10 protein-coding genes are annotated in these 12,378 nt (G+C 69.3%); all 10 read left to right on the top strand.

The annotated features are described in order from the left end of the window. Window positions 1-10: 10 nt before the first annotated feature. The 10 genes from Pla175_RS08030 to Pla175_RS07985 all read left to right on the top strand — a co-directional run bounded on the left by Pla175_RS08030 (window position 11) and on the right by Pla175_RS07985 (window position 12,376). Window positions 11-2,545: a ComEC/Rec2 family competence protein gene (locus Pla175_RS08030; RefSeq protein ID WP_145282959.1), complete on the top strand. Its 2,535-nt coding sequence runs from the start codon at window positions 11-13 to the stop codon at window positions 2,543-2,545. Between the two features lie 111 nt (window positions 2,546-2,656). Further along, window positions 2,657-5,032 carry a tetratricopeptide repeat protein gene (locus tag Pla175_RS08025; protein WP_145282957.1) on the top strand — a complete coding sequence of 792 codons (2,376 nt, stop codon included), beginning with the start codon at window positions 2,657-2,659 and terminating at the stop codon, window positions 5,030-5,032. 136 nt (window positions 5,033-5,168) lie between these two features. After that, window positions 5,169-5,651 carry a hypothetical protein gene (locus Pla175_RS08020; protein WP_145282955.1) on the top strand — a complete coding sequence of 161 codons (483 nt, stop codon included), beginning with the start codon at window positions 5,169-5,171 and terminating at the stop codon, window positions 5,649-5,651. Between the two features lie 26 nt (window positions 5,652-5,677). After that, window positions 5,678-6,586: a sensor histidine kinase gene (locus Pla175_RS08015; protein WP_145282953.1), complete on the top strand. Its 909-nt coding sequence runs from the start codon at window positions 5,678-5,680 to the stop codon at window positions 6,584-6,586. Next, window positions 6,583-7,983 (top strand): sigma-54-dependent transcriptional regulator, encoded by a 1,401-nt coding sequence (locus Pla175_RS08010; protein WP_145282951.1) that lies wholly within the window; start codon window positions 6,583-6,585, stop codon window positions 7,981-7,983. The genes Pla175_RS08015 and Pla175_RS08010 overlap by 4 nt, the downstream gene beginning before the upstream one ends. Window positions 7,984-8,240: 257 nt before the next feature. After that, complete coding sequence (flgB, locus tag Pla175_RS08005; protein WP_145282948.1) at window positions 8,241-8,675, top strand: flagellar basal body rod protein FlgB; 435 nt, start codon at window positions 8,241-8,243, stop codon at window positions 8,673-8,675. Between the two features lie 107 nt (window positions 8,676-8,782). Next, the gene (gene flgC / locus Pla175_RS08000; protein ID WP_145282946.1) at window positions 8,783-9,193 is read left to right on the top strand and encodes a flagellar basal body rod protein FlgC; all 411 of its coding nucleotides are present in this window, start codon (window positions 8,783-8,785) and stop codon (window positions 9,191-9,193) included. A gap of 29 nt (window positions 9,194-9,222) precedes the next feature. After that, the gene (gene fliE, locus Pla175_RS07995; RefSeq protein WP_145282944.1) at window positions 9,223-9,540 is read left to right on the top strand and encodes a flagellar hook-basal body complex protein FliE; all 318 of its coding nucleotides are present in this window, start codon (window positions 9,223-9,225) and stop codon (window positions 9,538-9,540) included. An 81-nt stretch (window positions 9,541-9,621) separates the two neighbouring features. Continuing rightward, the gene (locus tag Pla175_RS07990; protein ID WP_145282941.1) at window positions 9,622-11,265 is read left to right on the top strand and encodes a hypothetical protein; all 1,644 of its coding nucleotides are present in this window, start codon (window positions 9,622-9,624) and stop codon (window positions 11,263-11,265) included. A gap of 58 nt (window positions 11,266-11,323) precedes the next feature. Continuing rightward, on the top strand, window positions 11,324-12,376 hold the full coding sequence (locus Pla175_RS07985) for a FliG C-terminal domain-containing protein (protein WP_145282939.1): 1,053 nt from the start codon (window positions 11,324-11,326) through the stop codon (window positions 12,374-12,376). Window positions 12,377-12,378 lie beyond the last annotated feature (2 nt).

The following is a 12,378-nucleotide window of genomic DNA, read 5'->3' as shown; positions in this document are numbered from 1 at the left end:
CCCGCCTTCGATGCCCAACGCCGCCCCCCTGCCCCGCCCGCTTGCGCTGCTGCGCGACCGCCGCGACGCTGCCGCGCCGGTGCTGCCTTCGATGGTGGTCGCCGCGGTCGCGATGGCCGTCGGCGTGGGCAGCGACCGGGTGCTGGGGCCGGGCGCCGGCGTCTGGCTAATAGCAGCCGTCTTGTTGCTCTTGATTTGGCGATGGCTGCTTGCGACCGCGCACACGGCGCTCGCAGCGTGGGCGCTCGTAGCCGCGATCGCGGCGGCGGCCGGCGGTTGGGGCGATTTGTGCTGGTCGCGGTTTGGCCATCACGAGCTGGGACGATACGCCTCGTACGGCGTCGAGCCGGTCGCGATCGAAGGGTTGGTGGTGGAGGGGCCGGTGCTCCGGCCCGCCGGGCCCCCTTCTCCCTACCGCGCGATCCCGGAGAACGATCTATCGACGCTCACCGTCGCGGTCAGCCGCCTGCGCGACGGGGCGGGTTGGGTAGACGCATCGGGCCTCTGCTCGCTCACGATCGACGGCTCGGTCGAGTCGATCGCCGCGGGGGATCGGTTGCGGGTGTTCGCCCAGCTCCGCCGCCCGCTGCCGCCGATGAACCCGGGGCAGCAGGACACCGCCGGCGAGGCCCGCGGCCATCGCAGGCTCTGCTTGTTGAGGGCAGAGTCGGCGGAGTGCGTGTCGGTGCTCGGCAGCGGCTCTCTGTTCGGGGTCCAGCGAACGGTCGAGGCCGCCCGCGGCTGGCTCTCCGGCGCGGTCCGCCAGAGTCTCTCTGGCCAGGAGGCAGAGCTCACCGCGGCCATGCTGTTCGGCCAGCTCGAGGGGCTGAGCGACGAAACGACCGACGCCTTCCGCCGCGTCGGGCTGATGCACGTGCTGGTTGTCTCCGGTCTGCACACCGGCATTGTGGCGTCGGTGGTGCTGCTGGGGCTGCGGCTGGGGCTGGCGCGGCGGGCCTGGTCGATCGCCCTGGTGATGGCGGTCGTGGCCGCCTACGCCGTGGTGGCGGGGGGGAGGCCGCCGGTGGTGCGTGCGGCCGTGTTTGCCGAACTGTTCTGCGTCGCGGCCCTGCTGGGCCGGCCGCTGCTGTCCTGGAGCGCGTTGGGCGCGGCGGCGCTGATCGTGATGGTGATCAATCCCAGCGAGCTGTTCCGCGTCGGCACCCAACTCAGCTTCCTCACGGCCGCCGTGCTGCTGGCGTTCGGGCAAGCGATCGTCCGCCGCGAGCCGATCGACCCGCTGGACCGGTTGCTGGCGAGCGTGCGTCCCTGGCCGGTGCGCGGCGTGCACGCGATCGGCCGGTGGGGTTGGCGCCTGCTCGCCGCGACGCTGGTCGTGCAAATGATCGCGGCGCCGCTGGTGCTCAGCAGCTTTCATTTGGTGTCGCCCGCTGCGTTGCCGTTGACGCTGTTGGCGATGCCGCTGGTGGTGGCCTGCATCGGCGGGGGACTGGGCTTGGTGCTGCTGGGGCCCCTCGGCCTCGGCGCGCCGCTGGCGTGGCTCTGCGACCACGCCGCCTGGACGTTGCTCTGGGCGACGGGCGTCGCGCAGCGCACCCCCGGCAGCCACTTCTGGTCGCCGGCGCCCTACGGCTGGTGGATCGCCGGGTTCTACGGGCTGGTGGCGCTTGCCTACTTCGGGCGCCGATCGCCCGGGCTGGTGCGACTGACCGTTTGGGGGGCGCCGGTGTGGCTCGCCGCGGCGTTCTTGCCGGCCGCGTGGCAGGAGACCCTGCGCGATGAGACGGAGGTCGCGTTCCTCTCGGTCGGCCACGGCGCGTGCGTCGTGGTCCGCCCCCCCGGCGGGGGCGTGTTGATGTACGACGCCGGCGCGCTCAGCTCCCCAGAGGGAGCGGCGGAGGCGATCGCGGCGTACCTCTGGAGCCGGGGCGAGCGGCGGATCGACGTGCTGGTGCTCTCCCACGCAGACATCGACCACTTCAACGCGGTCCCCGAACTCGCCGAACGCTTCAGCATCGGCGCGACGCTGGTTTCGTCCGTGATGTTCCCGCGTTGGGACGACCCGACCGACGCCTCGGCGCCGGTAGAGCTCCGCAGGCTGCTGAAGTCTCGCGGCGTGCCGATACGCACCGTCGAGCTGGGGGAACAAATCAAGATCGGTCCGCTCACGGGCGAACTGCTCCACCCCACCGCCTTGGGGGTGATCGATACAGACAACGCAAACAGCGTCGTCTTGGGGCTTGAGTACGGCGGCGCCCGGGTCCTGCTCACGGGCGACCTCGAGGGCGCCGGCATGCGGCAGGTGGTGGCGCAGGAAAAGTACGACTGCACGGTGGTGATGACGCCCCACCACGGCAGCCCGCGGAGCGACCCCCCCGGGTTCTGTGCGTGGTGCTCACCCGAGGTCGCCGTCGTGAGCGGTTCGCTTGCCGACCCGATCGACGAGGTCTCCGCCAGCTACCACGCCGGGGGCGCCGAGGTGCTGTCGACCGCGCAGGTGGGCGCCGCCCTGTTCTACCTGGGGAGCGAAGACCGCCTCGGCGTGCGGCAGGAAACGTTCCTTCCGACCCCGCTCGCCCGCTGATGCTAGCTTTGTGAGCGGCGGCGCCGCGTGCCGCGGGTCGCGATTGACTCCGGCGTCGCAGGGTCGCTAGAAGCGACCGCGTTTCCACGATCGCAGCGACACGAGGCGCCGATGAAAGAGCCCGACGCGCTACCAACGCCTAGCCGGCCGGGGTTGCTCTCCCGCGCCCGGGCCTGGGCCGGCGCAAGCCGGATGCGTCAACTAGCGATCGCCGCGACGCTGGGGGCGGTGGTGCTGGGCACGATCGTGGCGTGGCTGGCGACCGCCAGGCTGGCGCTCCAGCGGCAGGCCCTCACGCTCCCCAGGGCCCTCCGCGCCCTGGACGAGGGCGAATGGGAGACGGCCGGCCTGATCGCCGACCAACTGCACGGCAGTCTCGAGCCAACCGACGGCCCGCCGGGCGGGGTGCTGTACGTGCTGGGGGCTTCGCAGGCCGCACGCGCCAAGGCAGAGTGGTCCCCCGAACGAAGAAAAAACGGCTACGCTTCCGCGGCCCGCTACCTGCAGCAGGCGCAGATCCTTGGGCTCCCGGAAGAGCGTGAGGCCGACGCGGCGTTCCTGCTGGGCTTCAGCCTGGTCGAGAGTGATCAGCTAGAGCAAGGGAAGGAGGCGCTCGAAGAAGCGATCGAGCTGGGCTGCACCGAGCCGCAGCTCGCGAACCGGCTGATTGCAGAATCCTACTTTTTCTCTTCCCCGCCGCGTTACGCAGAAGCGATCGAGCGGCTGGATCGCATCCTCTCGGAGGAAGGGGCCGACCCGAACGACCCAGAACGTGTCGAGGCGAAGCTCCGCAAGGCGGAGGCGCTCAACGCGCTCTCGCGTTACAGCGAGGCGCTGACGGAGTTGACCGACGAGGTTCCGCCCGACCTGGCCGCCCGCCGGGCGGTGGCCCGGGCCGCCGCGCAAATCGGCGCCGCCCGCGCCGCCGAGGGACCGCAGCGCGCCGAGTTGCTGGAACTAGCCGTTGAAGAGATCAAGCGTGCAGAATCGCTGGACAAGCTAGCAACGGGCCCGACACGGGCGGCCAGGCTCTTGGCCGGCCGGGTGGCGGAGCTGCGGGGACGCCCCGACGAAGCGCAGCAGAGCTACGAGGTTCTGCGGCGGAGCTTCGGCGCCTGCGCAGAATCGGTGGCCGCCGCGATCGCCGAAGGCGACATGGCCCTCGCGGCCGGCAACCAGGCGTTGGCAACGGAGTCGTACCGCCGGTCGCTGCTGCTGCTGGCCGACGTGCCGACCATCCGCAGCGAGCTGGCGCCGAAGCACGAGCTGCGGAAGAGCTTGATCGACGCGGGCGCCAAACTGGTGCGGGCGGGCCGATTTGAGGACGCGATCTCCCTACTAGGCGACATGGGGTCCCTGCTTGAGCCGGGCGAACAGGCCGAGTTGCGCGCCGACACGCTGGCGGCCTGGGGCGAAGCGTTGCTGGCGGCCCCCGACGAGCCGACCCAACACGAGGGCTATCGGCGCCTCCGCGAGGCCGGGCAGAACTACGAACGGCTCGCGGAGATCCGCTACGCCACGGCCGAGTACCCCGAGTACTTGTGGCGGTCCTCGGAGGCCTACCTGAGCGGCCACAGCTTCACCAGCGCCGCGCGGATCTTGCGTCGCTACCTGAACGAGGAGACCAAACGACGCGGCGCACAGGCGCTGTTGCGGATGGGGCAGGCGCAGCTCGGGCTGGGATCGACCGACGCCGCGATTGCTGCGCTGGAGGAGTGCATCGAGTTCTACCCCAACGACGCCGCTAGCTATCAGGCGCGGCTCGACTGCGCCCGCGCCTACCAGGCCCGCGGCAAGAGCGAGCGCGCCGAGGCGTTGCTGCGTGACAACCTGGTCGGCGGGACACTGGCCCCCCGCAGCGCCGAGTGGCGAGACTCTCTGCTGGAGCTGGGGCGGCTGCTGCACGAGCAGGGCAGGCACGCCGAGGCTTCCGACAAGCTTGAAGAGTACGTGCTGCGGTACCCGGGATCGCAGGAGGCGCAGTTGGCCCGCTACCTCACGGCCGAGTCATACCGCCACTCGGCGGCGGCCCCGATGGCGGCGGCGGTCGACGCCCCCGCGCTGGCCGAGCGTGAAAAGGCGCGGGAGCTGGCCCACGCGCGCCTGAGCGAGGCGCTGCGGCTGTACAGCGCGGTGCAAAAAGAAATCACGCTCGGGGGCGCTATCGACGACCTTTCGCGTGCGATGCTGCGCAACTGCTACATGATGCAGGGGTCAGTGCTCTTCGACCTGGAGCGCTACAAGGACGCGATCGACATGTACTCGAACGTCTCTACCCTGTATCAGGACCAGCCGTTCGTGCTGGAGACGCTGGTAGAGATCTCGCTCTGCTGGCGGCGCCTGCGCGACCCGATCAAGGCGCGGCTGACCGTCAAGCAGGCGCAGGAACTGCTTGAGCGGCTCCCCCCCGAGACCGACTTCGCCAGCAGCACCAACCTGAAGCAGGACGAGTGGCGGATGCTGCTGGACGAGATGGGGAGGTGGTGACAATCCGTAGAAGAGAGCCCCCAATAGCCGACGGGCGACGCCCCGTGGGCGCCCCTGAGTTAGCGCAACCAGCGAGCCGCCCCGCCGGGGCGTAGCCCGGCGGCTAGTGAATCCCGCGTGTAGAGCAAGAGCGCCTATGACCGCATCCACCGACGAGCTCGCCACGCTTATCCACCGCAAGCTCCAGGTGCTGCGCCAACTGCACGCCGTGGGGCTGCGTCAGGCCGACCTGGTGGACTCGGGCGACACCGCCAACCTGCTGAGGCTGCTCTCCGCCAAGCAGCAGTTGGTCGATGCGTTGGGTCAGATCGAGCGGGCGATGGCGCCCTTCCGCGACCAGGCGCCGGAGGACCGGACGTGGTCTTCGCCGCAGAAGCGCGCCCTTGCCGCGAGCGAATCGCAGGAATGCGCCAGGCTGTTGGCCGAGATTGTCGCGATGGAAGAGCAACAAGAGGCCCGCATGCGATCTCGCCGCGACGACGTGGGGCAGCAGCTTCGGCAAGCGCACTGTGCCGCCGGCGCCGCGGGCGCCTACCGCGCTCACCATACCGCGGGCCCCCCCCGGCCCGTCGCCGCGGAGGATGCTAGCGGCGCGGCGCGGCTTGATCTTTCTTCGTAAGGCCTAAGGCCCTACCCTCCGCGACCATGGTCCCCCAACAAAACGCCGCCGCCCCCGACGCCGGTCGTCAGCGAACCTCCCTGCGGATCGCTCCGCAGACGCAGGACGAGCACGCGCCGCTGGAGTCGGAAGACCTGCAAGCGATCCTCGCGGCTTGGAACCAGGCGACCGTGCGGCTCGAGCAGACGCACGTCGCGCTGCAGGGCGAGGTCGCCCGCCTGACGACCGAGCTGGAAGTCAAGAACCGCGAACTGGCCCGTGAGAACCGGCTGGCCGACCTCGGCCGGATGGCCTCGCACGTGGCGCACGAGGTTAGGAACAACCTGGTCCCTGTTTCGTTGTACCTGAGTTTACTGCGTCGTCGGCTCTCCGCGGACCGGGAGACGCTCGACGTGCTTTCCAAGGTCGAGGCAGGGTTTACCGCCCTGGACGCCACCGTGAACGATCTACTGAGCTTCACCGCCCACCGCCAGCCGAGCTGGTCGAACTTCCTGGTGTGCGAGCTGATCGAAGAGGTCTGCGAGTCGCTCGCCCCGCAGCTCCAAGCGCAAGGGATCGACGTCGAGCTCGACGTCCCCCCCAACACGCTGGTGAGCGCCGACCGTGAGATGATCCGACGCGCGCTGTTGAACCTGGTGCTCAACGCGATGGACGCGATGCCCGGCGGCGGCGAGCTGGTGGCGACCAGCTTCGACGGGCCGCGCGGCTTCGAGATCGAGATCGCCGACAGCGGGCCCGGGCTGTCGCCCGAGCAACGCAAGCGGCTGTTCGAGCCCTTCTTCACCACCAAAGAAAGCGGCACCGGCCTGGGGCTGAGCGTGGTGATGCACGTGGCCGAGGCCCACGGCGGCGTCGTGACCGCCGAGAACTGCCCCGAAGGGGGCGCCGCGTTCACGATCCGCATCCCCCGCAAAGTGATGAGGGCCGCCGCATGAGCCAACCGGCGCCGCCATCTAAACCGAGCGTCCTGGTGGTCGACGACCACGCCGCTGCGCGGCAGTCGGTCGCCGACGTGCTGGGGTGCGCCGGGTACGCCGTGCGGACCTGCTCGAGCGCCGTCGAGGCGCTCAACGTGCTGCGCGACGCCCGCGCCGACGTGGTGGTGAGCGATCTGCAGATGCCGGGCATGAGCGGGCTGGAGCTGGTCCGCGAGGTGGAACGCCGGCGGATCCCGTCCGCGGTGCTGATGATCACCGCCCACGCCAGCGTGAGCACGGCGGTCGAGGCGATGCGGAGCGGCGCCTTCGACTATCTAGAAAAGCCCTTCGACGCCGGCAAGCTGGAGGACTGCGTCGCCAGGGCGCTCGACCGTCGACGGATCGAGGCCCGCTCGGAGCGGGGCGCCGCGGCGCCGGGAGAAGTCGAGATGCTGGGCGAGTCCGAGGCCATGCGCCGGCTCCGCGACCAGATCGAGCGGATCGCCCGCACGGACGAGACCGTGCTCATCTGCGGAGAGAGCGGCGTCGGCAAGGAGCTGGTCGCCCGCACGCTGCACGCCCAGAGCCGCCGGGGCGCCGGGCCGTTCGTCGGGCTCAACTGCCCGGTGCTTTCCGAGCAGCTTACCGAGAGCGAGTTGTTCGGCCACTGCCGCGGCGCGTTCACCGGCGCCGACGCCGACCGGGTCGGCCGGTTCGAGCAGGCCTCCGGCGGATCGCTGCTGCTGGACGAGGTGACCGAGATCAACCCGGCCCTACAGGCCAAGCTGCTGCGGGTGCTGCAAGAACGCGTCTTCGAGCGTGTCGGCTCGAGCCAGTCGACGCCGGCCGACGTCCGTGTGCTGGCCACAACCAACCGCGACCTCCAGACCGAGGTCTCGGCCGGACGGTTCCGGGAAGACCTCTACTTTCGGCTCGCCGTGGTCCCGATCGAGGTGCCGCCGCTCCGCAGCCGCGGAGGCGACGTGCTGCTGCTGGCGGAGCGCTTCGCGGCCTCCGCGTCGCAGCGATTGGGGCGTCCGACCCCGACGCTCGAACCCGCCGCCAGCCAACTGCTGCTCGACTACACGTGGCCGGGGAACGTGCGGGAACTGCACAACGTGATCACACGCGCCTGCGTGCTGGGCGAAGAAGGGGAGTTGGCCGAGTCGCTGTTGCGCCCCTGGCTTGCCGGCGGCCGAGCGGCCGCCCCCCCCCAACCGAGTAGCGTTCCGGCGGCCGTAGGGCAGTCGCTCGCCGAGGCAGAGCGGCGCCTGATCGAGGCGACGCTCGACCGCTTCGGCGGCCACCGCGCTCGCACCGCCGAGGCGCTGGGCATCGGGGTGCGGACCCTCAGCGGCAAGCTGCGGGACTACGGCTACGCCCCGCGGGAGAAGAGCTACTCCAAAGCAGGATAAGAAACCAACCTGGCGAGCCGTCGGCGTCAGCCGCCGGAGCCCTTGCCAACACAACACCTCCGGCGGCTGACGCCGACGGCTCGCCATGCACATTCGCGCCGCTAGCAATCGGCAGAAGGCGCCGCACGCGCCGTGACGCCCCAGCGCTCAGGCGGCGAATCCCGGCAGAATCGCGCGGCGCAGCGAAGCGGTCGGTCGTTCGGCACGCGGGTTGCTTTAGCTCACTAAACCCCCTCAACACGCCAGCGGACGCAAGCATGCTCGCCAATCTATTCCAAGGCTCAACGGTGCCTGTGCTGGAGCAGGTGGTGAACTTTGCCGAGGCGCGGCACGGGGTGCTCGCGGGCAACATTGCGAACCTTGACACTCCCGGCTATAAGTCGCGCGATCTTTCTCCCCAGTTGTTCCAGGAAAAACTGAAGAACGCGGTCGAGTCGCGCCGCAACCGCCCCGACGCATCCGAAATCGGATCGCCGGGCCTGCTTGCTGCGCCCCGCACCGAGCGGGCCGACGAGTTCGCCGCGGTCAGCGAGTCGCTCGCCGGCATGCTGCGACACGACGGCACGGACGTGAGCATCGAAAACCAGGTGGCGGAGATCTCAAAGAACCAATCAATGCACAACATGGCGGTCAGTCTGCTATCGCAACAGTTCCGACTGATGCGGTCCGCGATCAGCGAACGAGGCGTGTAAGCGACCGGGTCGAACGGTCAAGTAGAACACGCCCGCGACAGTGAAGCTTCCCCCTGTTCGACCCCGGTGACGCTGCGACCCATCGGCCCCCAAGCCCGGATCTTCCCATGTTCAACGCCTTCGACGTCAGCACGAGCGCCCTGGTGGCGCAGCGGACTCGGCTCAACGCCATCACGTCGAACCTGGCGAACATCTCGACCACCCGCAACGAGCAGGGCGAGGCCGAGGCCTTCCGCCCCCGCTACGTGACCTTCGAGACCGACAGCTCGCTCACCACCACCGGCGGGGGTCAGGGGGTGAAAGTCGGCAGCGTAGAGTTCAGCACCGAGCCCCCCAACATGAAGTACGAGCCGGGCCACCCCGACGCCGACCAGCAGGGCTATGTCGCCTACCCGAACATCGACATGACCCGCGAGTTTGTTGACGCCATCGAGGCGACGCGCGCCTACGAGGCCAACATCGGCGTGCTCGAGATCACCAAGGACCTTGGACAACAGACCCTGAGGATTATCGCTTGACGCGACGCCGCCCCGGCGGCTGAGAAACGATGACGCCGATCAACGCCAGCCCGATCTCTCCGATCCAAGCCCCCACGCTGCCGAGCGCGGGGGTGGCCGGCGGAGCGTCGGCGGGCTCGGCGTCGGGGCCGTCGTTCAAGGATCTGCTGCTCGACTCGATCCAGAACGTGAACCACATGCAGGTCGAGGCGGACCAGGCGGTTGAGGCGCTCTTCACCGGCGGCGACGTGAACCCCGCCGAAGTGTTGACCGCCGTCCAGAAGGCCGACCTGGCGTTCCGCCTGACGATGCAGATCCGCAACAAGGTGATGGACGTCTACCAAGAAATCAAAGACATCAGGATATAAGGGGTATTGGGTGTTAGGCATTAGTCGTTAGACGCATTCTTGTGAATGACTAGTTGCTATGACCTAAAGCCCTTCTAGGAAATGGATTTCCTCAACAACATTGCCGAACAGCTGCGTGAGCTGTTCGCCTCGATGACGCCGGGCGCCCGCATCACCGCGGGGCTGCTGGCGGCCGTTGTGGCGGTGAGCGTGGCGTTCTTGTTCCAGCAGTCCTCCGGCGGCGGCGGCGTGCTGCTGTTCCCGGGCGAGGTGATCCCCTCCAGCCAGCAGATCCGCATGGTCGCGGCCATCAGCCAGGCCGGGCTGAGCGAGTACGACACCGACGGCGGGCAGATCCGCGTCCCCGCGGCCAAGAAGGACCAGTACATCGCCGCGATCGCCGACGCCGGCGCGTTGCCGACCACGGTGAAGGAGTTCATGGACACGGCGCTCAACAGCGGCAGCGTGTTCGACAGCCGCGAAGTAAAACAGCAACGCATCAAGGCGGCGCGCGAAAACCAGCTTACCCACATCATCACGCTAATGCCGTGGGTCGACCAGGCGGCCGTTCTGTACGAGGAGCAGGCGGGGGTGGGGCTGCGGCGCATCAGCCAGGTGTCCGCCTCGGTGAGCGTGGCGCCCGCGCCGGGCGAGTCGCTCAACTCGCGTCGGGTGAAGAACCTTCAGCGTCTGGTTGCGGGCTTCCACCCTTCGTTGTCGCCCGAGCGCGTCACCATCAACAACCTCGGCGCCGACGACGTCGACAGCGGGCAGATGTTCGCCGAAGACTTCGACGACCCCTACTTCTCCAAACGCGTGAAGTACGAGGCCTACGTCCGCAACATGCTGATGGAGCAGCTGAGCTACATCCCCAAGGTCCGCATCCACGTGAACGCGGTGCTGGACGAGATGCAGCAGCGCCGCACGGTCGAGGTGAAGCCGAGCGACAAGCCGGTGGCCACCTCGGAGATCACCGAGACAGAGAAGATCGTCAGCTCCACCACCGACAACGGCGGGCTGGTGGGCGTGACCGCTCAGGGGCCCTCCCGACCGAAGCCCGACGAGGCCCCGCGGCGTCAGAACCAATCAGAAACCACGCGGAACCTCTCCGACACCCAGAACCGCGTCGGCACCACCTCGACCGAAGAGGTGCACAACGGCAACACCCCGAAAGAGGTGTGGGCCAGCATCGAGGTGCCGCGGAACTTTGTGATCGAGACCTGGAAGCAACGCAAACGCGACCTCGGCGAGGACGTGCCGGAGCAGATCAACCCGACCGAGCTCGCCCAGGTAGAGACCGACATCAAGCAGGGCGTTGAACGGGCCGTCAAGCCGCTGCTGCCCACGCTGAAGGTGGGCGAGAACGAGTGGAGCCAGATGGAGGTCGTGTTTATCGACACGATGCCCGATGTCGTGCTGCCCGAACCGTCGGTTGCGTCCGAGGCGCTCGCCTGGTCTGGCAGGAACTGGGGCGCCTTCTCTATGGTCGGCGTGGCGTTGGTGAGCCTGTTGCTGCTCCGCTCCGTGACCAAGCCGGCGCCGACCGATTCGGCCCCGGGCGCGCCGGAGCTGCGGCTCAGCGCTTCCGGTGCGGAGCAGGACGCCGAAGACGACGAAGGGCCCGAACGGCCGCGTCTCAAACTGCGGAAGGCCGACTCCCTGAAAGACGACCTAGCCGAGATCGTCCGCGAAGACCCCGACGCCGCCGCCGCGATCCTCCGAGGTTGGATCGGCGCCGCCGGCTAGAACGCGACCGCCCCCACCCTTCACCGTACGGCAACCGACGACCCTCGCAGCAAGCCCTATGACCGCCACCACAGACAACGCCCTGCGCAAGGCCGCCGTGCTGGTCCGCAGCATGGACGCCGAATCTTCCGCGGCGCTCCTCTCGCGTCTTTCGCCCGAGGAGTCTGCGGCGCTGCGTCAAGCGATCCGCGAGCTGGGGGAGATCGAGGACAGCGAGCGTTCGCAGGCCGCCAGCGAGTTCCGCGTCGCGCGCCCGACCGTCACGCGTCGCGAGGTCGCGGGTGTCGAGCTGCACCTGGGCGGCAACGACACCCAGATCCTGCGCATGCCCACCGCCGCGGCCGGCCCCGCCGCGCCACGGGCGAACGAGCCGCCCGGCTCGCCCTTTGGCGACCTCGCGGACGCCGACGCCTCGGCGCTGGCTGCCTATCTCGCGGGCGAACAGAGCCAGACCATCGCCGTGGTGCTCTCCTACCTCCCGCCGCGGTTGGCCGCGGAGGTGCTCGAGCGATCGCCGGCCCACATGCGTGTGCCGGTGCTCGACCGGTTGGCGGACATGGGCGAACCCGATCCGGACAACCTTCAGGTCATCGCCACCGGCCTGCGGGAGTGGATCGCGGGCCAACGCCGCGCCACCGAGCGCCGCTCGTCACGGCATCAAACGATCGCCGCGATCCTGGGCAGCGCGTCGGACGACGCCCGCGACCAGCTAGCCACGTCGCTCGCGGGGCAGTCGCGAGACTGGCTCCCGGCGGCGAAGCTCAGCACGGAGACCGCCAGCGAGCCCCAAACGCCCGCCCCCGCGCCGCCGCGGGTCGAGGTGCGTTTCGACGACCTTGCGACGCTCTCTCCCATCGACCTAGCGCGCGTGCTGCGCGGCGTGGCGCCAGACCAGGTAGTGGTCGCGCTCGTAGGGGCAGACGATCGCCTGATGCAGCGCATCGAATCACAGCTCAGCCGGGCGCAGCGCGCCACACTCCGCCGACAGATCGCCAAGGTTGGGCCCGCGCGTGTCCGCGAAGTAGAGGTGGCCCAACGTTCGATCGCCGGCCGCGCCTCTCGCCTGCTAGCCGTAGGCGCCATCAGCCGTCCCATCCGCAAGTCCGCCTAAAG

Origin of the sequence: Pirellulimonas nuda, assembly GCF_007750855.1 — a bacterium.
Classification (GTDB): domain Bacteria; phylum Planctomycetota; class Planctomycetia; order Pirellulales; family Lacipirellulaceae; genus Pirellulimonas; species Pirellulimonas nuda.
Note: the sequence above shows the minus strand (reverse complement) of the source record. Positions and strands in the feature narration are given on the sequence as shown.

Excerpts from the sequence above, each read along its gene's own strand:
- Pla175_RS08030 (WP_145282959.1), top strand. The coding sequence starts at position 11 with ATGCCCAACGCCGCCCCCCTGCCCCGCCCGCTTGCGCTGCTGCGCGAC.
- Pla175_RS08025 (WP_145282957.1), top strand. The coding sequence starts at position 2,657 with ATGAAAGAGCCCGACGCGCTACCAACGCCTAGCCGGCCGGGGTTGCTC.
- Pla175_RS08020 (WP_145282955.1), top strand. The coding sequence starts at position 5,169 with ATGACCGCATCCACCGACGAGCTCGCCACGCTTATCCACCGCAAGCTC.
- Pla175_RS08015 (WP_145282953.1), top strand. The coding sequence starts at position 5,678 with ATGGTCCCCCAACAAAACGCCGCCGCCCCCGACGCCGGTCGTCAGCGA.
- Pla175_RS08010 (WP_145282951.1), top strand. The coding sequence starts at position 6,583 with ATGAGCCAACCGGCGCCGCCATCTAAACCGAGCGTCCTGGTGGTCGAC.
- flgB (WP_145282948.1), top strand. The coding sequence starts at position 8,241 with ATGCTCGCCAATCTATTCCAAGGCTCAACGGTGCCTGTGCTGGAGCAG.
- flgC (WP_145282946.1), top strand. The coding sequence starts at position 8,783 with ATGTTCAACGCCTTCGACGTCAGCACGAGCGCCCTGGTGGCGCAGCGG.
- fliE (WP_145282944.1), top strand. The coding sequence starts at position 9,223 with ATGACGCCGATCAACGCCAGCCCGATCTCTCCGATCCAAGCCCCCACG.
- Pla175_RS07990 (WP_145282941.1), top strand. The coding sequence starts at position 9,622 with ATGGATTTCCTCAACAACATTGCCGAACAGCTGCGTGAGCTGTTCGCC.
- Pla175_RS07985 (WP_145282939.1), top strand. The coding sequence starts at position 11,324 with ATGACCGCCACCACAGACAACGCCCTGCGCAAGGCCGCCGTGCTGGTC.